Here is a 22,414-nt window from a genome sequence, read left to right on the forward strand (position 1 = left end):
CGTTGACCTCGTCGGAGTGACCGACTCGGCGTCCGCCACGCTGGTATCCGTTCCCGATTTCACTCGTCGCCGACGGTGATCGACTCGAGGCCGTACCTCGATTCGATCGGGTGCGGTTCGTAGCCGTTCACGTCGCTTGCGGTCGCGACGACGGTGGTGTAGTTCGTGAGAAACGCGACCGGCGACTCCTCGAGGACGATCGACTGGATCTCGTAGTAGCGCTCTTTTCGCGCCGTCCGATCCGTCAGTTCGCGCGCTTCCTCGAGAAGTATGTCGACGGTCTCGTTTTCGTAGCCGTGGTGGAGCGTCGCCTCCTCGGAGTGAAACAGCTCGGCGAGTCGATCGGGATCCGGATAGTAGAGCGTCCCCCAGGACGTGAGGTAGGCGTCAAAGGGTCCCTGACTGACCTGCTCGAGCATGGCGTTGTACTCGATCGTCCGCACGTTGACGTCGAAGCCGACCGCCGAGAGGTCCGACTGCAACACCTCGGCGATCAGCGGGAGGCTCCTGGCGTCGAACGTGGGGATCTCGATCTCGAGCGTCTGTCCGTCGCGCGTTCGAACGCTGTCCTGACCGGATTCGGCCGACCAACCGGCGTCTGAGAGCAGGCGGCGAGCCTGTTCGGGGTCGTGGCCGTAGCCGTCCAGATCGGGGTTCGCCCACTCGGTCACGTCCGCCGAAAACGGTCCGACGGCCGGATCGTCGACGCCCTCGAGGACCGACTCGGTGAGCGACTCGAGATCCACCGCGTAGTTTACCGCTCGCCGGACACGCTCGTCGTCGAACGGCGCCGAGGTCGTATCGAACGTCAGGAACCTGATCCGTGGGATTTCGGGCGTGTACACGTCGATACCGTCGGCCGATTCGAGCGCGTCGATCGCCCGTCGCGGCAGGATTCTCGCCATCTCGAGTTCGCCGTTCTCGAGTTTCATGCGCCGCGTCTGATCGTCCTTGACGCGTTCGTAGCGGACGGATTCGATCGCCGGCTCGTCGCCGTAGTACGCCGCGTGTCGGGTACACGAGAGCCCGCCGGCGCTCTCGAAGGAGTCGACTGCGAACGGCCCGGTGCTGACCGGCTCCGCGACCGAGCCGTCCTCGTCGAACGTGGCCGGATTCAGAATCACCGCCTCGTTTCGCGAGAGGTGGGCCGGGAGGGGCGAAAACGGGGTTTCGGTCTCGACGACGACCGTGGCGTCGTCCGTCGCTTCGGCCCCTTCAATCGGAAGCGCCGCGAAAGCGGCAGACTCGAGCGTGCGCTCGAGCGATTCGACCGCGGCCGCCGCGTCGAGTGAATCATCGTCGTGGAAAGTCACGTCCTCGCGCAGCGTGAACTGCCAGCGATGCTCGTCGAGGCGCTCCCAGTCGGTCGCGAGTTCGGGCGCTGGGTTCGCGTCGTAATCGACGCCCACCAGCGCTTCCGTGACGCCGAGGCGTCGGAGCATGCTGCCGCCGTCGAGCGGGTCTGGGGAGGCCTCCCACGGCGCGCCGATTCGCATGTCTTCCGTCTCGATATCGCTCGAGAGACAGCCGGCGAGGGCGAGAACGCCGGCTCCGGCGGCCGTTTTCAGCGCGGTACGCCGATTCATCTGACTCTGTATTCGCTTTCTCATTTGTGATTTCGATCGTTCATTTTCGATAGCGGTCGTTCGATCCGTCCGTCCGTTCGCTGTTCGACTGCTGGTCTGCCGTTCCAATCCGGCGCGTACAGGCACCGAGACTTCGAATCGCCCGTCGCCTTGAGCGACGGATCGACTCGAGTACACTCCTCGGTCGCGGCCGGGCAACGGGGGTGAAACGCACACCCTTCCGGCGGCGCCGACGGGTCTGGTGGATCACCGGCGAGCGACGGCCGTCGGACCCATCAGACGCGGATAGCCGCGGGCTGGCGTCCAGTAACGCCCGTGTGTACGGGTGGGTCGGGTCGGACATCGTCCGATCGACCGGTCCGACCTCGACGAACCGTCCGAGATACATCGTCGCGACGCGGTCGGCAACGGTCCGCACGACTGCGAGGTCGTGGGACACGAACAGGTACGCGATCTCGAGTCGGTCCTGAAGGTCCGCGAGGAGGGCCAGTATCGTCGCCTGCGTCGACGGGTCGAGGGCGGCCGTCGGCTCGTCGAGGACGAGTACCGACGGCTCCAGCGCGAGCGCTCGAGCGATCGCGACGCGCTGGCGTTGCCCGCCCGAGAGCTGGCGCGGATACCGATCGGCCAGATCGGGCGAGAGCGCCACGAGCGAGAGAACCTCGTCGACGCGATCCGAACGCCGTACATCCTCCCACCCGGCCTCGATCAGCGGCTCCGCGATCGACTGCCCGACCGTCCGCTTCGGATTGAGACTCGCTCCCGGGTTCTGGAAGACGGTGCCGATCTCGGCGAGCTGGTCGCTCGTCCGGGAGCCGACGCCGCCGACGGCCTCTCCGCGAAGGCGAACGGTCCCCGCCGTCGGCTCCTCGAGTCCGGTGACGAGCCGCGCGAGCGTCGATTTCCCACAGCCACTTTCGCCGACGAGCGCGAGCGTCTCGCCCGCCGATAGCTCGAGTGAGACGCCTCTGACCGCACGGATGGGGCCATCCGTTCCGAGCCACGGGAGCCGATCGACGAGCGATTCGGACCCTCGGAAGCGCTTTCGCACGTCCTCGAGTTCGATCACGGATCGGTCCGAGCGCTCGCCGGACGGACCGGGACCCACCTGAGCGTAGGTGGTAGATGTCTCCGGCACCTCGGCGTCGGTGCCCGGACGGCGGGCGGTCGACCCACCGTCGACCATCGGTTTCGGGCCGTTGCCTCGCTTGCGAGACGACCCGTTTTCGTCGAGGCCGTCCCTGGACCGGGTTGGGTCCCGGGTCGCCATCGACTCGAGCGTTACCTCTCTCGCCTCCCGTACGCCGCAGCGAACGGTGTGAGCGTCGCTCTCGAGTCGGCTCGAGTGCTCGCCGTCCACGACGACCGTCGGCTGACTGCGTTCCCGACAGGTCGGCCGCGCGAACGAACAGCGGTCGGCGAAGACGCACCCGGACGGCGGGGCGGATCGGTCCGACGGCGATCCGGAGAGCGTCGGCGATCGCGACCCTGGGTCGGACCGATCGGATACTCGGGAGTCGGATCGGTCGGGAAGACAGCCGAGCAACGTCTTCGTATACGGGTGAGCGGGGTTCGAACGAATCGAATCGACCGGTCCCCGCTCGACGATATCGCCGTCGTACATGACGAGGACGCGGTCGCAGCGTTCCGCGACGACCCCGAAGTCGTGACTGATCAGGAGCACGCCCATCTCGGCGGCGTCGGTGAGCGTCTCGAGTCGATCGAGAACTGCGCGCTGGGTCGTCGTGTCGAGTCCCGTCGTCGGCTCGTCGGCGATCAGGACCGCGGGCCGGCGAGCGAGCGCGATGGCGAGCAGTATCCGCTGGCGCATACCGCCGCTGCACTGGTGGGGGTAGGCGTCGATCAGCGTCTCGGGTCGCGGGATGCCCACGGTTTCGAGTAACTCGAGGACGCGCTGTCTCGTCCGTCGCGTCCGAAGACGGGAACGCATGCTCGTAGCGAGTTCATCCAGTATCGACCGGCTGCCCCCGCTCGAGGCTCGGATCGCCTCCGCGATCTGTTCGCCGACCGTGTAGACCGGATTGAGCGCCGTCGACGGGTCCTGGAACACGAGCGCGAGCGATCGAGCGCGCAGGCGTCGACGCGTGCGTTCGTCGGCGGTCGTCATCTCGATTCCGTCGAACTCGATGCGTCCCTCGACGATTTCCCCCGGCTCCTCGAGCCCGACGATCGATCGCGCCGTGACCGACTTGCCACAGCCGCTCTCGCCGACGAGGCCGACGGTTTCGCCGGGCTCGAGTTCGAACGATGCCCCGTTGACGGCGTATACCGGGTCCGAGTCGCTCTGGAATCGAACGTGGAGATCTTCGACCGTTAGCGTCGAATCCACGTCAGGATCGCCTCCGTTTCCCGTCCTCGAGGTGGTTCGGATCCAGGACGTCGCGCAGTCCGTCCCCGAGCGAGTTACAGCCGATCACGGTGAGCGCAATCGCGACGCCGGGTGCGGTGATGAGCCACGGTGCGGACCGGAGGTACGTGCGGCCGTCGGCGATCATCGTCCCCCACTCGGCCGTCGGCGGTTGCGCGCCGAGGCCGAGAAACGAGAGGCCGGCGGCGGCCAGGATAACGGTGCCGAGGTTGAGCGTCGCCAGGACGACGACCGGGCTGACGACGCTCGGCAACAGGTGGCGTCTCGCGATCCGGCGGTTTGGGGTACCATAGAGGCGGGCCGACTCCACGAACGGCTGTTCTTTGACGCCGAGGACGGCCCCGCGGACGACCCGCGCGTAGGTGGCCCACCCGACCACCGAGAGCGCGATCACGACGTTGCGAAGGCTCGGTCCGAGCGTGCCCGCGATAACGAGCGCGAGGATCAGGCCCGGAAACGCGAGTTGGATGTCGACCAGTCGCATCAACGCCGCATCGACGACGCCCCTGCTGACGCCCGCGAGCAGCCCGATCGTCGTGCCGAGAACGACTCGAACGCCCGTCGCGATCAGGGCGAGCCCGAGCGAGACGCGCGCGCCGTAGACGAGGCGGGTGGCCACGTCCCGGCCCAGCGCGTCGGTTCCGAGCGGGTGAGCGAGCGTCGGCCCTCGAAGTCGAGCCTCGAGCACCTGCGCGGTCGGATCGTAGGGAGCGACCAACGGCCCGACGAGAGCGACGAGAGCGAGCGTGCCGACGATCGCGCCGCCGAGGCGAACCTGTCCGTTCGAACGGAGCCTCGTCCCGGGGCGCGTGGCGGAACGTTCGCGGACCGCGTCGATGAAGCGACTCGCGGCCAGACGCACGCGGTCGCTAGCGGTGTCCGAGTCGCTCATCTGGCACCACCGCCGATCGACGTCGGCTCGAGTCGCGGATCGAGCGCGAGCGAGGCGAGGTCGACGAGCTGATTGATACTGACGAACGCGGTCGCGGTCACGAGCACGACGCCCTGGATAACCGGAACGTCTCGAGCGAAAACCGCGTCGACGAGAAGCGTACCGAGGCCCGGTCGCTGGAAGACGACTTCGACGACGACCGCGCCGTTGAGCACGAATCCGAACTGGAGGCCGACGAGCGCCAAGACGGGAACGAGGGCGTTTCGAAGCGCGTGTTTGGTCACCACGACCCGCTCGCGGACGCCTTTCGACCGCGCGGTATCGACGTACTCCGCCTCGAGCGCCTCGAGCATCGAGGCGCGAACTAACCGTGTGAGGACCGCCGCCGTCGCGGTGCCGAGCGTAATCGCGGGGAGGACGAGGTGACCGATCGTTCCGGCCCCCGAAACGGGCGTCAGCCCGAGCCAAAGTGAACAGACGAGAATCAGGAGGTACCCGAGCCAGAAGTTCGGCATCGAAACGCCGAGGGTCGCGACGAGCTGGCCGGTTCGATCGATCCAGGTGTCGTGATAGACGGCGCTTACGACGCCCGTCGGAACGGCCAGCAGCAGCGAGATACCGATCGCGGCGAGGGCTAGCTCGAGCGTATTCGGAAGGTACTCGACCAGTAGCGACGCGACCGGTTCCGAACGGGCGTAGGAGGTGCCGAGATCCCCTCGAACTGCGTCCGTCAGCCACGAAACGTACTGCGTCACGAACGGTTCGTCGAGGCCGTGTTCCGCGCGAAACGCCTCGGTTGCCGCGCTCGACGGGGGACTCTGGCGTTGCTCCCGAAGGATCGTCGACGCAGGATCGCCCGGCGTGAGAAACACGAGCCCGTAGGTGAGAAAGGAGACGCCGGCGAGCACGACCGCGAACGATCCGAGGCGGCGAAAGAGGGCACGTATCACAGGGAATCAACTCCGGGCACGTCTTCAAAGCTGACAACCCGACGTTCTGCGGTCTCGAGACGCCTGCCGCCTGATCGACCGTAATCGAACCACCAGCGCACGATAATCAACTCAACTTTAGGTAATGAAACGTTGGTTGTAATACTTTGGGTTTGGCCGTCGTGACGGCGGGGCCGTCGGTTCCAGTTCGTGTATTGGTTACAGTTCACGCGTCGGCTCCCGCTCGTCTCTGCCGACCGGACACCGGCCTGTCTCCGTCCCATTGATGTTAACTACTCTATATAATATAACAAAGACTATTAATTAGTTTTGGTTTTTAATAATAATGCTGAAGCGCGTGAACGGCCGTCTCAGAGGATGTAACCGCGGAAAATCTCTTCTATGACACGACAGTTTTGTAGTATCCGGCGAGACCGTTCATTGCGCTGTTCTCTCGAGTCAGTATCTATGTAAGTGTCGTTATCAGTACTCGAGCAGCAACATCGGACTGAAAGCCCCGGACCGACACGCGGATTTTCTGAGATAGAAAAAACGGACTCCTTTTCATAGCAGTACCGAAACGAGTGAGTACCAGTGAGTGAGGACTGCGATCTGACGGAACTGCTCGCTGTTCTCGACGACGAGTACGCACGAGCAATCCTCACAGAAACGAGCGTCGAACCCATGTCAGCCAGCACACTGAGCGACCGGTGTGACGCTTCACTGCCGACGATTTATCGTCGACTCGATCGGCTCTCGGAGTGTCAACTCATCACCGAAGAAACAGCACTCGCACAGGACGGCAACCACTACAGCGTCTACTCGGCTAACCTCGATAGTCTCGAACTATCGCTCGAGGACGGCGAGTTCGATCTCGACCTCTCCTATCGCGATCAGGACGTCGCGGACAAGTTCACCGAGATGTGGGAGGGGATGCGATGACCCAAAACGTCGTCCGACTGGACGAAGCACCGCTTTTCGAGGTGCTGACAGTCGCGAGTCTCTTCCTGGTGGCACTCGTCGGAACGATCATCGCCTATCAGGCCTTCCGCGGATACCGACGAAACGACAGCAGGTCCATGCTGTATCTCTCCGTCGGTCTCCTGTTGCTTACGGTGTGTCCGTTCCTCATCAACGTGTTCGTCACGACGGTTATCAGTCCGTCACAGGTCGTCACGGTGTTCCTCGAGAACGTGAGTCGACTGCTCGGCTTATTGTCGATAATGTACTCGCTGTACGGGAGACACTGACGCTGGGTACTGGGTTCGAGCGTTCGGGTACTCGTTTTTCCAAAAGACGCGATCGACTACCGAGTACAGATCGCCTGGAGGGCCATTCTGCACAGTGATGAACCCGTTCACCGTCGCAGCAGGTTCAACGGAGTCCGAACGGACTCGATCGGGGTCGACGAAAGCGTCGATGGTGATTGTCAGAGGCACCCCCCGATCGAACCGATGGTCGAGAAACGCGGTCCGACCGAAGGTCGAACGTCGCGTCCTCATCGTCAAATTGCTCCATCGACTACTAATACCACGACATGATTTTCTGGGTGAGAAAACGCTCCGGAGAAAGGTCATCTCGGAAAGATTGGTTCGTCCGACTTTCCGGTTCCGGTCCGCTCTGTGCTCGAGCACAGAACTCGTCGGCTGCTCGAATCGATAGCAGCGCCGTGATCGCGGTTAGACAGCGTTTCGATACGACTTTGGGCTCGGTCGCCGAAGGATATCTATGGATCGCTCCGGGTTCGTCAAGCTGTCCGTCGTCGCGTTCGGACTCGTCGTCTGCAGTTTTTTCGTCCGGGGCGTGAGCCAACTGTTCGTCGGCCAGACGACCGCGGAGATACTGCAGGCGCCGCTCGCGATCGTCGGATTTTCGATTCTCGTCTACCTGTTCATCCGGGCGACGCTCGACGCGGCCGGAATCTGGTCGGTCGACGAGACGTGACGGAAGGAAACCGTTTTTCGCACCGCGAACGATAGCACGGACATGACCATGCAGGAGCGATACGTCTCCGAACTCGGACCCGACGATCGCGCCGCCTTTTTCCAGCGCGACGCCGGTATCGAGTCGATCCGGTCCGACGTCCGAGAGATCGTCGACCGAGTTCGCGAGGAAGGAGACGTCGCCGTCCGCGAGTTCACCGAACGGTTCGACGATGTCTCGGTCGGAAACCTCGAGATCACAGACGAGTGCGGACGGGCCTACGACGCGCTCGAGGACGACCTGCTCGAGGCGATCGAAACCGCCGTCGCGAACGTCGAGGAGTTCCACGAAGCACAACTGCCCGAAGACTGGCGGGAGTCGTTTGCTCCCGGACGCGAACTGGGGAGACGGTTTCGACCCATCGACCGCGTCGGCGTCTACGTCCCCGGCGGAAACGCGGCTTATCCCTCGAGTGCGATCATGGGTATCGTGCCGGCGGTCGTCGCCGGCGTCGAGCACGTGTCGGTCGTCACGCCGCCGGCGGACCAGCTCAACCCGGTCACGCTCGCAGCGATCCACGCCGCGGGCGCGGACGCGGTCTACAGCGTCGGTGGCGCGCAGGGAATCGCCGCGCTCGCGTACGGAACCGAGTCGGTCACGCGCGCGCAGAAAATCGTCGGGCCCGGGAACCGGTGGGTGACCGCGGCGAAAGCCGAGGTCCGTGGCGACGTCGCGATCGACTTTCTGGCGGGGCCGAGCGAGGTTCTCGTCGTTGCCGACGACACCGCCGACCCCGAACTCATCGCGTCGGAACTGATCGCACAGGCAGAACACGACCCCAACGCCTCGGTCGTCGCGATCACGGACGACGAGGAGACCGGGTCGAAAATCGTCGAGGCGCTCACAGACCAAACGAGCGAACGCGAGCGCGAGGAAACGATCCGTGCTGCGCTCTCGAACGACGCGAGCGGGGTCCTCGTGGCCCGTTCGATGAGCGAAGCCATCCTCTTTGCGGAATCGTACGCTCCCGAACACCTCTCGGTTATCGCCGACGATGATGAGGCGGTTCTCGAGCGGATCGACAGTGCCGGAAGTGTCTTTCTGGGACCGGCCACGCCGGTCGCGGCCGGCGACTACGCGAGCGGAACGAACCACGTCCTACCGACGAACGGCGGCGCTCGCGTGACTGGCGGTCTGTCCGTAGAAACGTTCCTCCGATCGACGACCGTCCAGCGTCTCTCCGAATCCGGACTCGAGGATCTCGGCGACACCATCATGACCCTCGCGACCGCGGAAGGACTCGAGGGACACGCAGCGAGCGTTCGAAAACGGTTGGATCGGGACTGAACGCCGGACTCGCCTCTCATCGAGCGAATAGCAGGTGCTAGTTTTACGTCCCCGAGCGGTGGATTGATACCCGAGATGCAACCGGATATCGTCGATCCGACCGATCGGCGCGTCCTCGAGCGAAACTACGACTACGCCCAGAAGAACCTCTGGATTCTCTCTATGTGGTACGAGTACGACGTCCAGCGAATGATCGAACTCCTCGCAATCAACGACGTTCAACTGTCCGCGAACGACGAAAAACGGTTCGGGGAATACTACGAGTCCGTTCGAGCGGAGCGAAGCGATCGTGTCTGAAACCGTTCGAAGGGCGTCAACGTTAACATCGTCGCGCCGGAAAGTAGAGATATGAGCACCGAAAGCGTGGATGGCTCGGACACCCGACCGACGATCGAAGTGACCGAGGACGCTGCCGAACAGGCCCACTCGCTGTTGGAAGGGGAGGGCCTCGACGACGGTATCGCTGGCCTGCGTCTGTTCGTACAACAGGGGGGCTGTGCCGGACTCTCGTACGGAATGCGATTCGACGACGAACCCGAGGACGACGATACGATATACGAGCACCACGGACTTCGGGTCTTCGTCGACCCGGCGAGTCTCAAGTACATCGAAGGAAGCGTTCTCGACTTCGAAAGCGGTCTGCAGGCGGAAGGGTTCCACGTCGAGAATCCGAACGTCGTCAGCGAGTGTGGCTGTGGCGAATCGTTCCGGACGTAACCGGCCCCGTTACGCGGGTTTATGACGAGACTACCATCCAACGGTACCGCTGACGAACTATCTCACTCTGCGCACCGAACTACTCCTCGAGTTCGAACGCGACCGTGACTTCCGCCTGATACTCTCGATCGTCGACGTTGGCGATCTCGACGCCGAGCTCGTCGACCTCGATCCAGTACACGTTCTGAAGCGTGGCTTCCGCTCGGTCGATAGCGTCGTCGGCAGCGGCATCGAAACTCTCCGAACTCGTTCCGATCAGTCTAATCTTTTTGAATACCATTGCCCGTGCTACTATGGCACAACATCATATAAACGTACGCCGGACACCCATCGGTACCGGGGAATCAATGCTTTTGGGGGTTCCGGTATGACACTCTGGTATGCCTACTACTGACAACGAAACGCCGGATATCTCGGAACTGACGCCGCCATCCCGAACGCTAATGGGACCGGGCCCGAGCAATAGTAACCCCCGCGTGCTCCGAGCGATGAGCACGCCGCTCGTCGGACACCTCGACCCGTCTTTCGTCGAGATTATGAACGACGTTCAGGAGTTACTGCGATACACGTTCCGGACGGACAACGAGTGGACGATCCCGGTTTCGGGAACCGGTTCCGCAGCGATGGAGGCCGCGATCGGCAACCTCGTCGAACCGGGAGACACGATGCTCGTCCCGACGAACGGCTACTTCGGTGATCGGATGGCGTCGATGGCACGCCGCGCCGGCGGCACGGTCGTCGAAGTCGATGCACCGTGGGGCGAACCGCTCGAGACGCCCACTGTCGAAGACGCACTCGAGACCCACGACCCGGACGTATTCGGATTCGTTCACGCGGAGACGAGCACCGGTGTCCTCCAGCCGAACGTCCCGGAGTTGACGGCCGCCGCACACGATCACGAGGCACTCGTTATCGCCGATACCGTCACCTCCCTCGGCGGCGTCGAACTCCGCGTCGACGAGTGGGACATCGATGTCGCCTATGCCGGCCCACAGAAGTGTCTCTCCTGTCCGCCCGGGGCGAGTCCACTGACGCTCTCCGACGAGGCAATGGAGAAAGTTCTCTCGCGCGAGCAAGCGCCCCGATCGTGGTATCTTGACCTCTCCCTACTCGAGGGATACTGGGGCGACGAACGCGCCTATCACCACACCGCACCGATCACTAACGTCTACGCCCTCAGAGAGGCGCTTCGGCTCGTCGTGGAGGAAGGCATCGAAAGCCGCTGGAATCGCCACGAACGGATGGCCGGCGCGCTAAAAGCTGGCGTCGAAGCGATGGGCCTCGAGATGAACGCACCCGAAGAATACTGGCTTCCGAGTCTGAACGCGGTGCAGGTCCCAGACGGAATCGACAACAGTGAAGTTTGTGAGACGCTTCTCGAGCGTTACGACCTGGAAATCGCCGGCGGACTCGGTGATCTCTCGGGGGAGATTTTCCGTATCGGCTGTATGGGACACTCCGCGCGCGCCGAAAACGTCATTTTCGCTGTCACCGCACTCGGCGATGTACTCGAGTCGCTGGGGGCCGACGTTGACCCTGGCAAAGGCGTCACCGCGACTCGACGGTCCCTCGCTACCGAATAGATCGGGACCTACGCTGCTGCACGCGGGCCTGGTGGTGCTCGTTCGACCTGATACTCGTCTCCGTCGACTACGATGATCGCCCACTCGTAGTCCGGATTCGTTCGTTTGAGCTTGTTCTCGAGTTCGTCGACATCGTCCGGTTGTGCGACGAAACAGTGGAACTTGCCGGATTCAGTTGGGAGTGTTCCAGCCTCGAGAACAGTACTGACGTGGACGACTTTCCACTTTCGTTGGGCTCGAAATTCTGGACCGTCGCCTTCGACGGTGTATCCGAGCTCTGCAAAGATCGACCTGGCCTGCTCGACGAGTTGCATGTTAACAGGTCCCATTCAGGTAACGGATACGATGGCATGCGTGATAAAGGTTGGTCCGGTCGACAAACGCAGCGGTCCTCAAATACACCTGAATTCTACTATTCTTTAAATGGGATAGATGGTACCCTAAGCGCTAACTCGGTAAGTCGGTAGCCGAACGAAAGGCTTAGGAGAATTATCTCTGGATCCCCCACGACTGTTTTATTTATGTATTATTACTTCCCACGTTATTGTTCGCTGTTGCTATGGGAAATAACCACAGGCATAGCAGGATTGCACAGGAGCCAACTATCGATCGGCGAACCGTCATGAAAGCGAGCGCGGCGCTCGGAACGCTCGCGCTCTCGGGAGCAACCCTCGGAACGACGGGCGTACGGGCGCTCCCCGATAACCCCGAAACCGACGAAGAAACCGTCGCCTTGCAGATGTTTCACCGCGAGTGGACCGAAATCGAATCCCGAATCCCTGACATCGCCGACTCGGGATTCGACGCCATCTGGGTTCAGCAGCCAGCCGAGATGAAACTGGACTGGGACAACCTCACCTACGACGGGACGATGGGATTCTACGACGAGGTTGGCCCCTACGGACACCGCGATCCGCACCCGCCGATCGGCTACCAGCCGGTCGATCTGCGGAACTTCGACTCCTCGCTCGGAACGGAAGGCGAACTCGAGTCGCTGATCGAGACCGCTCACGACCACGATATCGAGGTCATCGTCGACACCGTACTCAACCACATGGCCAATCCCGACGGACCCGACGGACGGGTCGACTGGCCCCAGTTCGACGAGAACGAACACTTCCACGACAACGGAACGCTCGGCGACGACTGTCAGGTAAACGGCGAGGCGGCAAACTACGAGTGCGATCTGCTCGGCCTCCCCTCGCTGGACGTCGAGCATCCCGAGGTCCAGTCGGCCCACGAGGCCTACATCGAGAAGATCGCAAGTCTGGGTGCCGACGGCCTGCGCTACGACGCGGCCGCACACGTCTGGCCGTGGTATTTTGCGGAGAACGTCAATCCGCTGGCGGACGACCTCGGCCTCTGGCGCGTCGCGGAGGTCTGGGAAGAAAGCGATATCGACGGTTTGCTCGAGTGGGCCGACACGGGTATGACCGTCTTCGACTTCCCGCTTCACTCGGCCATCTCCGACGCATTCGAGAACGGTAGCATGGAGAACCTCTCACAGAATTCCGCCCCGGGCGTCGCCCACCGGGACCCGAGCGTCGCGGTCACGTTCGTCCAGAACCACGACGCGGTCGGTCCGGGGGTCCACCCGACCGACGACGCAGCGACCGTCCCGGAAGGTCGCGCGGTCGAACTCGCGGAGGCGTTCATCCTCGCGTACGCCGGTATGCCGATGATTTACCGGTCGGGCCCCGAGGAGTACCACGAACTCGAGGACGACGATCTGTCCACGCTCGTTACGATCTCGAAGGAGTTCGCCCGCGGCGAGGTCATCGACCGCGACGTCGGTATCGACCACTACGTCTTCGAGCGAGAGGGGAACCTCCTCGCCGGGATCAACAAAGGCGGTCAGCCCAGGTCGGTCGCAGTCGACTCGTCTTGGGCCGATACCGTTCTCGTCGACGCCACCGGGACCGGCGACGATCTCGAGGTCGGCTCAAGCGGCGAAATCACCGTCGAAATTCCGGCTGAGGGATACGTCATGTACGTCGACGACGCGGATCCAATCCCCGCGGAGCGTGGCGTTTCGTTCGACTCGCTCGAGTATACCGTCGACGAGGCCGAATCCGTCGACATCGGCGTCACAGCCAGCGCCGGAGACGAACCGCTCACCGCGGACGTGACGCTCGCAGTCGACGGAACCGAGGAGGCGACCCAGGGCGTCGACCTCGACGCCGAATCGTCGACAGCAGTCGAATTCGAACTCGGAACGGCCGATCTCGACGACGGCGAATACGACCTCGAGGTCGCCATCCCCGACGACTCCGACACCGCCACGCTCCTCGTCGGAAGCGAAGCCGACGGCGGCGACCTGACGCTTCGGACGACGGTCGACGTCGGATACGGCCAGTCGGTCTACTTTACGGGAAGCACCGACGAACTCACCGACTGGGGCGGTGGTATCGAAGGCACCTGGTCGGAGGGCAACGTCTGGGAAGTCACCGTCGCCGATCCCGGTGAATTCGAGTGGAAGACTCGCCGTGGCCCGTCGGGCGAGAGCGGCGAGGTCTGGGAGCGCGGCGATAATCACGATCACACCGACCTCGATCCGTCCCATCAGGCTGGGCGGACGACGCCTGACCGACCGCTCCGATCGCAGCTTCGAGCGACTGCTGGTCTCGCTCGAGGACGACCGACCGAGGCCGCGCTGGTGACCGCCGGGCGCGACTCTCGAAAACGGCCGACCGGTTCCTCCCGGTTCTCGCGCTTTTATGCGGTTGTGTGTCGAACGAGATCGTATGCGAGCTATCGAAGTTCCAGCGTACGGAGAGAGCGACGCGCTCGAGGTCGTCGATGTCGAAACACCCGAGCCGGGCCCGGGCGAGGTTCGGATCGAGATCAAAGCCGCCGGGATCAACTTCGCGGACATCATGCAACGACGTGGCGTCTACCCCGGCGGACCGGACGCGCCGTACACGCCCGGCATGGAAGCCGCGGGAACGATCGACGAGGTTGGTGAAGGCGTCGACCTCGAGGCGGGCGACCGCGTCGTCGCAATGCTCGAGACCGGCGGCTACGCCGAGTATGCGACCGCGAACGCCCAGATGCTGTTCCCGATTCCCGAGGGGATGAGTTTCGAGGAAGCCGCCGGGTTCCCCGTCCAGTTTCTCACCGCCCACGCCTGTCTGTTCGAGTGGGGCGACCTGGAGGCGGGCGAATCGGTCCTGATACAGGCCGCGGCGGGCGGCGTCGGCACCGCCGCGGTGCAACTCGCCTCCCGGGCCGGTGCCGAGGTCTTCGGGACCGCGAGCACGCAGGAGAAACTCGAGCTCGCGGCGGACCTGGGCTGTGACCACCCGATCCAGTACACGGAGGTCGACTTCCGGGACCCAATCGCTGAAGCGACCGACGACGAGGGCGTCGACCTCGTCCTCGAGAGCGTCGGCGACGACGTGTTCGATCGCAGTCTCGACGCGCTCGCGCACTTCGGCCGACTCGTCACCTACGGCGTTGCGAGCGGCGTTCCGGCCGAGGCTGAGAACCGACGGCTCCTCTTCGAGAACAAGAGCGTCCGCGGGTTCCACCTCGGACAGGCCGCCGCCCACGATCCGAGCAGGATCATGCAGGCCGTCCCGGAACTCACCGAGGGACTGCAATCCGGCGAACTCGAGGTCGTCCTCGGCGAGTCGTTCGCGCTCGAGGACGCGGCCGAGGCCCACCAGTACATCGAAGACCGGAAGAGTTCGGGAAAAGTCGTTTTGAAGCCGTAGCAAGGCTCGAGCAGCGACTCGAGACTATTTTCGTCGTGGGAACGCCGGAGCACGAGAACGCCGGTCTATCGACGGTTCACTGCCGGGTTTGCCCGCCGTCCGCTTCGATCGAGGACTCGTCCTCGAGCTCTGGAGCCGCGTCTCCGTCGGGACCACACCCGAGCGAGCGGTGCGGACAGAACTGACAGTGCGGCCCCGGCGTCGTCTCAGCGAACGTCGGCTCGTCGATCGACGCGAGCGACTCGCGGACTGCCGACCAGTCGGGGCGCTCCGCCGGCTCGAGGAGTTCGACCCGCGGTCCGTCGACATCTCCCACGTAGACGTACCCGACCCCAGCGATCGGTTCGTCGAACGCCCGCTCACAGGCTCGAGCGTACACCGAGAGCTGGACGGCCTCGGTCGGATCGATCCGGTCGGCCGTCGCCTTGTAATCGAGGACGATGAGCCCGCCCGAGGGGGTTCGTTTGATCGAATCGACGTAACCGACGACGTCGCCGGCAACTCCCGAAACGTCCTCGAGGACGAACGGCAGTTCGGCAGCGACGGTCTCCCAGTCAGCGACGGGGTCCTCGAACATCGAGGCTTCGACCTCGAAATAGCGGTCGATACACGCAGAGATCGCATCGCGGTACTCGAGGGCGTTTCGCGCGGCGAGCCGCCTGCTGGCCGCGTCGTGCCACTCCGCGCGTGTGTCGTAGCCGCGGTGAAACGCCTCCTCGGCGACGGCGTGGAAGATCGATCCGACGAGACGGCCGTCGGTCCGGGCATCAGCTGCTGTCTTCGAATCTGGCTGTGCGGTCTCGCGATCGCTCTCGGCCGATCGAACGGGATCGCCGGGCGCTTGCACGACGTGATCGAGATAGTGCTTTCGAGCGCAGGTTTCGTGGGTCGCCAGCGCGGAGTAACTGTGACGCATCGTCGCCTCGAGATCCGAGAGCGACGAGAGCGTCTCGACGGGGAACCGGACCGTTTCGGTCGTCAGCGCGCTCGCCTGGCGGGTCGTCGGCACGTCGAAGTCGTCGCCGACTCCCACACTGCCCGCGGCGTCGGCGGCCGGAAGCAACTGCCCGTCGCGAACCAATCGACCGAGGTGATGGACCCGCTCGATCGCCGCCCGCGTCTCGAGCGGTTCGACCCGCCGGTCGTCGTTGTCCTGGTAGTACGTGATCGTCCCCGGATTCTCGTGCGCACTCGTCTCGAGTGCGCCCGTCCAGTCGACGACTGTCTCCGGATACCGCTCGCGGACGGTATCGAAGCTCTCGGCGATCGTCGACCAGAGGTCCATCCGCTTTCCGGCCACGGACCACTCGATCTCGTCGGCGAGACAGGATTCGGCGGCCGAGACAGACACTTGTGTTGCGTCGCCGTCGTAGTCGTACTCCGAACCGAACACGAGCAGGTGGTTCTCGGCTCGAGTCAGGGCGACGTGGAGCACGCGCCACTCCTCGCCAAGCGGTTCCGCCGCGAGATTGGCGAGCAGCGGCGAGTCGACGTCGTCGTCGAGCGTCGCCTCGAGGAGTCGGTACCGGTTGCGGCGGGCATAATCGCCGTCGACGCACCACTCCTCGTCCGAGAGGAAGGGGACGAGGACGGTGTCGAACTGGAGGCCCTTCGCCTGGTGGACGGTCATCACGTCGACCCGGTCGCTCGAGCGAGCGCCACGGTCGGTCGACGACTCGCTCGCGCGGAGCGTGCGTTCGAGGGCGTCGACGAACCGCGACGTGAGCGACGTAAGCACCGAATCGCCGTCGTATCCCTCGACGAAGCGCTCGAGTCGCTCGAGTTCGGTGCGTTCCGCCGCCGTCAGGAACCACTCGAGGTTCGTCCGTTCCCGGAAGCGTCGAACGAACTCCGAGAGCGGATAGACGTCTCGAATCGACTCGAGCGCCTCGAGGTGGTCTCGGGCCCGCGCGAGCCTGTCGACGGCCTCGACCGGAGGCTCGTCGTCGCCGGCCGGATCGGTCGCCACACCGGTCTCGAGGTCACAGTCGAACAGCGCGTCGTACAGTGAGTCGCTCCGGCGCGCGAGCGTCTCGAGGTCCGATTCGGGTATTCGATAGCGAAAGAGCAACACCCGCCAGAGGTGTGCATCGGCCGCTTGGTCGACGAGCACGCGGAGATACGAGAGCACGGTCTGTATTCCGGGGTGGATCTCACCTCGTGGCGAGCCGGAGACGGCGAAGGGGATGCGCCGACTCTCGAGTTCGTCGGCGACCGCCTGGGCCTGCCGGTTCGTCCGAACGATGATCGCGACGTCCTCGAGCGAGCGCCGCGGGACGTTCTCGAGGCGGCCGTTGAGCAGCCGGGCGGTCGCTTTGGCCACCTGCTCGGGCGTCGACCAGGGCAGTTCGTCGCTCTCGACTTTCAGCAGCCGGTGGGGCGGATCCGGCTCGTCGTACTCGCCGGGAGCCCGGTCGTTCTCCCGGAGCGTCTTCGACTCCTGAGGTCCGTACGAACAGTTGTTCGTCAGGTCGAGGATCTCCTGGCGCGACCGGAAGTTCAACTCGAGTTCGACCGACTCGAACCCGTCGTCGGTGTTCGAAAGGCGGTCGAGACCCTCGCGGTCGGTGCCTCGCCACCCGTAGATCGCCTGATCCTTGTCGCCGATAGCGAGCAGATCCGGCCGGCTTTCGCCCTCGGTGAGCGCTCGAATGAGCCTGAACTGCGTCTCGTCGGTGTCCTGGAACTCGTCGCAGTAAACGTGGTCCCAGCGGGTCGCGATCTCGTCGGCCACGGAGTCGGTTTCGGTGAGCAAGCCCGTCGCCGTCCGAACGAGTTCGTCGAAGTCGACGGCGTCGTCGCGCGCTAACCGCTCCCTGTAATCCGCGTAGACGTCGGTGTAGTGGCGCGCGAGTCGCAGGAACTCGACGTAGTGTTTCAACCGGCCGAACGGCGTCTGCTCGAGTCTACCCGTCGAGTCGCCCCATATTTCGTTCCCGAACAGCGCTCGCGGCAGGTGTTTCGTCGTCGGCTCCTCGAGCGATATCGTCTCGAGCGTATTTGTCACGCACGTCTGGAGCGCCCGCAGGTACGCGTCGATCGTCTCGACGACCGAGTCAGACCGAAACTCGCTCGGCGCTTCCGCGATCTTCTCCCGACAAAAGCCCACCAGCTTGCCGTACTCGATCAGCGACTCGCGAGCGGCCTCGAGGTGCTCGGGGTCGTTGAAGTACCGAAACGCCTCGTTATCGAAGGAGAACTCCTCTGCGGCCGTCTCCTCGAGCCAGAGGACGAACTCGGAACACAGCTCGAGGGTGCGAACCGACGGCAGTCGCGACGCGAGCGCGTCGGGATCGATATCCTCCTGGCTCATCGTCGCGACGAACCAGTCGATGGCGTCCGCGAGGTCGGCCGGCGAGCCGTCGCCGCGAGCGGGGGCGGCCGCGAAATCGTACTCCGTTTCGGCGAGGAGTCGGCCGACGATTCGTCGTCGCTTGCGTTCGGTCACGACCTCGAACTCCGGCGAGAGCCCGAGATAGTAGGCGTACTCGCGGACCAACTCGTAACAGAACGAGTGGTAGGTGTAGACGTCGATCGCCGCCGCAGCCGCCGGGTCGAGCCGTTCTGCGACCGCTTCACGGATGCTCGAGGCGGCCTCGTTCGCGAAGGTGAGTACCAGCACGTCCTCGGGGTCGACCGCCCCACTATCGATCGCCCGCTCGATCCGCATGAGCATCGTCGTCGTCTTCCCGGTTCCGGCGCCCGCGTCGACGGAGATCGACACGCTCTCGCTCTCGATGACCCGCCGCTGATTGCCCTTCGGCTCGAGCGGCTCGTCTCTCTCCGGGTCAGGTCGATCAGCCATCGAATCCCACCTCCCGGGAGAGATACCGCGGACAACAGACCGCGTAGGCGCAGTCCGGACACGAGTTGGTCTCGATCTGGTCCCAGCCGCCCGCCGGCTCGCGGCGCTCGGAAACGATATCGTCGACGACGCTCGCGAGCCGTTGCTCGATCGTTTCGTTCCGGTGTTCGTGTGTCATACCGAACGTGTGGTGGTCGAGAAAGACATCGGTCAGGTCGATCGGATCGACGCTCGTCTCGACTGTTTCGCTGACCCAGTTGACCGAGTTTCGGGAGCGATCCGCGAGCGGGATCAGGACGTATCGACAGGTCCGGCCCTCGAGTCCGAGGCGATCACACAGCCCCCGGAGCCCGTCGAGAACGGCAGCGGTCTCGAGTAACGTCCCCACCGGGCCCGGTTCGAAAGTCGAGTCGTCCGGATCGAAGTGATCCGAAAACAGTTCGGCGACATCGCCCTCCCAGTCCGATCGATAGCGTAGGAGCCCCAGCGAGTCGGCCGTGGGGACGAACCGAACGCCGACGAGTGAGGCGCCGTCGCCGACGACGTAATCGACCGACGACTCGAGGGTCACCGATCGGGAGGCCGCCGCTTCGTCAGCCGGAATCGAAACCGTCGACGATAGCGAGAGCGCCGGGCCGATCAGTTCGCCAACGGTGCTCGTCGATCGAAGTTCGTCGATTCCGGCCGCGTGGGTCGTTCCGACCGCCTCGACGTATGCTCGGACGGTCGCCTCGAGCACTCGGCGTTCGAACCGGCGCTGTGCCAGCGAGTGAAAGCGCTCGTCGTGTTCGCTCCAGAGCGTCGCGAGTCGCTCGAGCATCGCTTCCGCAAGGGAGTCGCACTCGAGTTCGCCCGTTCGCAGGCCGTCACAGATCGCGCGACGAACCAGATCGACGCGGTCGCTCGAGTTGGACTCGGCCGTCGGGTGACGAACTCCGTCGACGTGGGCAAACGCGTAGCGGCGCGGACAGCGCAGATACGTCTCGAGCGCCTCGACAGAGAGCGGACGACTACTCACGACTTACCTCCCCCGCGGCGAACTCGAACTGAGAGACGACCGCCTCGGCGAGTTCCTCGTCGATGTCGCCGTCCTCGAGAAGGACGGCGATCTCTTCGAACAGCGCCTCGGTTTCGGCGAGGTCCGCGTCGCCGCCGGTGCTTGCCTCCCTGAGAATGCGATCCAGTTCGCCGCGGGGCTGCTCGAGCAGCGCCTCGAGCGCGTTCGATTCGCCGTAGATTTTCGCTTCGCGACTCGTCACGTCGACATCCTCGAACGAACAGGTGGAGGCCTGCTCGAGGAACTGCAGGTATCGCGATTGCTCGTGGGTCCGGCGGAGTCCGCCCGAGCCGCGTTCGTACGAACAGCAGTACAGCCGCTCGGTGGCCGCGCGGGTGCCGACCGCCAGCCGTCGCCGGGCACGCTGGGCGTGATACGTCTCGAAGGGGTCCGAAACTGACTCGCCGTCGGTTATCGGTTCGAAAGTCCGCTCGAGTACCGCCGGAGCCGGATCGGTCACAGCCGGATAGTGGGCCATCGTCCGGAGCCAGGCCGTCGGAAACAGGTTCGTAAGCGAGGGGTCGCCGGGGTAGTTTCGCTCGATCAAATCGAGCACGAAGACGACGGCGTGTGGGTCGTACGCCAGGTCGTCGATCGCACAGACCGTCACCCCGCCTGTCGGCGTCCGAGCGTCGACCGTGTGGACGTGTGGCGCGTCGTACCTGATGGTCCGCTCGAGCATGCGACGGACACCCGCCCAGTCGGGGCCGACGAGGTCGGTCGTCTCGACGAAGCGGGCGATCTCGCGCACGCGACGAACGCCGGCGAACTGCTCTCTGGCGTCGACCCACTCCTCGCGAGCAATTCGACCTTTCAGGTCCGTCCGGGTGAGCCAGCGTTCGATCGAGCGCGCGACGCTCGGCCCGTCACACGCCTCGAGGAGTTCGGTGGAAAAATCGTCGACTCGAGCCGCGAGACGATCGTACGCGACGACTTTCGAGTCGTTCGCTCGAGTGTCGCGTGCTCGAGCCGCGTCAGGACCGCGACGAGCGTCGGCAAGCGCCCCCGATTCGCGGGCTGACTGGAGGGTAACGAACGCGTAGAGTTCGTTGACCGCCGGGTCCTCCGCGAGCGAGGGGACGCCGAGAGTGGCAGTCGGGACGGATGCCTCTCGGAGACGCGTCCGCGTTTCGGGCACCCGTTCGACGCGAGGGACGGCGACCGCCACGTCATCGTATCGAACGTCGTCGCGACGGTCGAGGAGGGACTGAATCTCCGTCGCGACCGCGTCGATCTGCTCGCGGCGCGTTCGGGTCCGAATACGTCGCGCGGTGTCAGGTTTGGTGTCGGTAGCAGCCGAATCCGCAGTTCGTCCGGTCGCGAGAAACTCAGTGATCCGTCGGTGCGGGGGCGACGCGTCAGTCGGACGATCCAGATCGGCGTCGAACGGGGCCTCCTCGACGGATTCGATCGCCAGGCCGTCCGCGATATCGGCGAGCGAGCCGGGTTCGACGCGGGTTCGCTCGGTGCTCGCGTGGGGTTCGCCCAGACAGACCAGCGTCGCGTCCTCCGAGAGCGCCGCGAGATACTGCCGGTCGAGACGGCGAAACTCCTCAAACTCGAGGGCCAGCACCGCGTCGAAGGAGGCGGTGACGCGGGTCCGGACGCCGTCTTCGTCGGCCTCGAGCAGATCGACGGCTCGCGGAACGACATCGGCTCGTTCGACGTACCCTCGATCCGCGAGTTCCTCGTGAAACCTGTCGTTCATCGCGTAGAGGAACTCGAGACAGTCGTGGAGCTCCCCGGGCTGGAGAGCTGTCTCGGAGGAAGGGGCGTCAGTACCGTCCTCAGCGAGCGAGAGTCGCTGTCTTGTCGCCTCGAGCAGCAGCTGACCCACATCGCGGGCAAAGCTCTCGTGGTCGGCCGCCCGCTCGAGGTAGGGCGGAATATCCCGACTCGCGCCGTCGATCACCAGCGAGATGAGTTCGATCCGTTCTTCGTACTCGAGGCGATCGAGCGTCGGGTCGTACTCCTCGAGCACTTTCGAGGCGTGTTCGGGCAGGGACTCGAGACGCGGCGAGTGAGGGCCGGCGGTCGTCGCGTTCTCGTCCGAGGCCGTCGAGTTCCTATCCGGGGCGGGGCTGCCAGTCGCGCTCTCGCCCGAAAGCGCCTCGCGAACGCGCTCGAGTCCGGCGGGGTGGCGCTTGACGACGAGGACGTTTTCCGCGCCGTACTCCGCACAGAGCGCGCCGTATTCGGCGGCGACGATCTCGAGAATGTCGCTTCGAAGCGTCGGCAGGACTTTGAGCGTCCCCTCGAGGCGGTGGGCGGTTCCGGTCATCGATTCGTACAGTCTCGACTATGTGGCCGTCTCGTACTTAAACACACGTACGCGAGACTATCGGCCGGTCGGACGCTGGGACTCCCGACAGCGTCGGGTCGATCGGACGCTAGGACTCACCGACAGCGTCGCCGTTTGCGCGCTGCCAGTAGCGGCGTCCGAACGCCGACGGTTCGGCGGCGGATCGAT

General features: G+C 64.4%; 17 protein-coding genes and 1 pseudogene. 9 read left to right on the forward strand and 9 right to left on the reverse strand.

Features of this window, described 5'->3' with window-relative positions:
- Window positions 1-59: 59 nt before the first annotated feature.
- The 4 genes from EL22_RS08490 to nikB are packed head-to-tail and all read right to left on the reverse strand — an operon-like array spanning window position 60 to window position 5,817.
- Entirely contained in the window at window positions 60-1,586 is a 1,527-nt protein-coding gene (locus EL22_RS08490; protein ID WP_231587912.1) for an ABC transporter substrate-binding protein, read from the reverse strand.
- Between the two features lie 40 nt (window positions 1,587-1,626).
- A complete protein-coding gene (locus EL22_RS08495) occupies window positions 1,627-3,936 on the reverse strand; it encodes an ABC transporter ATP-binding protein (protein WP_231587913.1) in 2,310 nt (769 codons plus the stop codon).
- A gap of 1 nt (window position 3,937) precedes the next feature.
- Complete coding sequence (nikC, locus tag EL22_RS08500; protein WP_082146727.1) at window positions 3,938-4,867, reverse strand: nickel transporter permease; 930 nt, start codon at window positions 4,865-4,867, stop codon at window positions 3,938-3,940.
- Complete coding sequence (nikB, locus tag EL22_RS08505) at window positions 4,864-5,817, reverse strand: nickel ABC transporter permease (RefSeq protein ID WP_050051078.1); 954 nt, start codon at window positions 5,815-5,817, stop codon at window positions 4,864-4,866. The genes nikC and nikB overlap by 4 nt, the downstream gene beginning before the upstream one ends.
- Before the next feature lie 573 nt (window positions 5,818-6,390).
- Here nikB and EL22_RS08510 point away from each other — a divergent pair.
- The 6 genes from EL22_RS08510 to EL22_RS08535 all read left to right on the forward strand — a co-directional run bounded on the left by EL22_RS08510 (window position 6,391) and on the right by EL22_RS08535 (window position 9,783).
- A complete protein-coding gene (locus EL22_RS08510; protein ID WP_050051079.1) occupies window positions 6,391-6,738 on the forward strand; it encodes a winged helix-turn-helix domain-containing protein in 348 nt (115 codons plus the stop codon).
- Complete coding sequence (locus tag EL22_RS08515) at window positions 6,735-7,046, forward strand: hypothetical protein (RefSeq protein WP_050051080.1); 312 nt, start codon at window positions 6,735-6,737, stop codon at window positions 7,044-7,046. The genes EL22_RS08510 and EL22_RS08515 overlap by 4 nt, the downstream gene beginning before the upstream one ends.
- 478 nt (window positions 7,047-7,524) lie before the next feature.
- Entirely contained in the window at window positions 7,525-7,740 is a 216-nt protein-coding gene (locus EL22_RS08520; RefSeq protein ID WP_050051081.1) for a hypothetical protein, read from the forward strand.
- 42 nt (window positions 7,741-7,782) lie between these two features.
- Window positions 7,783-9,066 carry a histidinol dehydrogenase gene (hisD, locus tag EL22_RS08525; protein ID WP_050051082.1) on the forward strand — a complete coding sequence of 428 codons (1,284 nt, stop codon included), beginning with the start codon at window positions 7,783-7,785 and terminating at the stop codon, window positions 9,064-9,066.
- Window positions 9,067-9,141: 75 nt separating this feature from the next.
- Window positions 9,142-9,363 (forward strand): hypothetical protein, encoded by a 222-nt coding sequence (locus tag EL22_RS08530; RefSeq protein ID WP_050051083.1) that lies wholly within the window; start codon window positions 9,142-9,144, stop codon window positions 9,361-9,363.
- Between the two features lie 51 nt (window positions 9,364-9,414).
- Window positions 9,415-9,783 carry an iron-sulfur cluster assembly accessory protein gene (locus tag EL22_RS08535; RefSeq protein WP_050051084.1) on the forward strand — a complete coding sequence of 123 codons (369 nt, stop codon included), beginning with the start codon at window positions 9,415-9,417 and terminating at the stop codon, window positions 9,781-9,783.
- A gap of 79 nt (window positions 9,784-9,862) precedes the next feature.
- On the opposite strand, the gene EL22_RS08540 is transcribed toward EL22_RS08535, so the two are convergent.
- Window positions 9,863-10,063, reverse strand: a complete 201-nt coding sequence (locus EL22_RS08540; RefSeq protein WP_050051085.1) for a dodecin — start codon at window positions 10,061-10,063, stop codon at window positions 9,863-9,865.
- Between the two features lie 100 nt (window positions 10,064-10,163).
- Between EL22_RS08540 and EL22_RS08545 the strand changes: the two genes are divergently transcribed.
- On the forward strand, window positions 10,164-11,366 hold the full coding sequence (locus EL22_RS08545; protein ID WP_050051086.1) for an alanine--glyoxylate aminotransferase family protein: 1,203 nt from the start codon (window positions 10,164-10,166) through the stop codon (window positions 11,364-11,366).
- 8 nt (window positions 11,367-11,374) lie between these two features.
- Here the strand turns inward: EL22_RS08545 and EL22_RS08550 are convergent, their stop codons facing one another.
- Window positions 11,375-11,680: a hypothetical protein gene (locus EL22_RS08550; RefSeq protein WP_050051087.1), complete on the reverse strand. Its 306-nt coding sequence runs from the start codon at window positions 11,678-11,680 to the stop codon at window positions 11,375-11,377.
- A gap of 425 nt (window positions 11,681-12,105) precedes the next feature.
- Here EL22_RS08550 and EL22_RS19285 point away from each other — a divergent pair.
- Window positions 12,106-13,044 (forward strand): annotated as a pseudogene (locus EL22_RS19285) (alpha-amylase family glycosyl hydrolase); the annotation flags it as partial.
- 1,066 nt (window positions 13,045-14,110) lie between these two features.
- A complete protein-coding gene (locus EL22_RS08560) occupies window positions 14,111-15,082 on the forward strand; it encodes an NADPH:quinone oxidoreductase family protein (RefSeq protein WP_050051088.1) in 972 nt (323 codons plus the stop codon).
- 76 nt (window positions 15,083-15,158) lie between these two features.
- On the opposite strand, the gene EL22_RS08565 is transcribed toward EL22_RS08560, so the two are convergent.
- The 3 genes from EL22_RS08565 to EL22_RS08575 are packed head-to-tail and all read right to left on the reverse strand — an operon-like array spanning window position 15,159 to window position 22,225.
- Window positions 15,159-18,887 (reverse strand): ATP-dependent DNA helicase, encoded by a 3,729-nt coding sequence (locus EL22_RS08565; RefSeq protein ID WP_050051089.1) that lies wholly within the window; start codon window positions 18,885-18,887, stop codon window positions 15,159-15,161.
- The gene (locus EL22_RS08570) at window positions 18,880-19,905 is read right to left on the reverse strand and encodes a PD-(D/E)XK nuclease family protein (RefSeq protein ID WP_050051090.1); all 1,026 of its coding nucleotides are present in this window, start codon (window positions 19,903-19,905) and stop codon (window positions 18,880-18,882) included. Before EL22_RS08570 ends, EL22_RS08565 begins: the two co-directional genes overlap by 8 nt.
- Entirely contained in the window at window positions 19,898-22,225 is a 2,328-nt protein-coding gene (locus EL22_RS08575; protein ID WP_050051091.1) for a hypothetical protein, read from the reverse strand. Before EL22_RS08575 ends, EL22_RS08570 begins: the two co-directional genes overlap by 8 nt.
- Window positions 22,226-22,414 lie beyond the last annotated feature (189 nt).

Source organism: Halostagnicola sp. A56, from assembly GCF_000691505.1.
Taxonomy (GTDB): domain Archaea; phylum Halobacteriota; class Halobacteria; order Halobacteriales; family Natrialbaceae; genus Halostagnicola.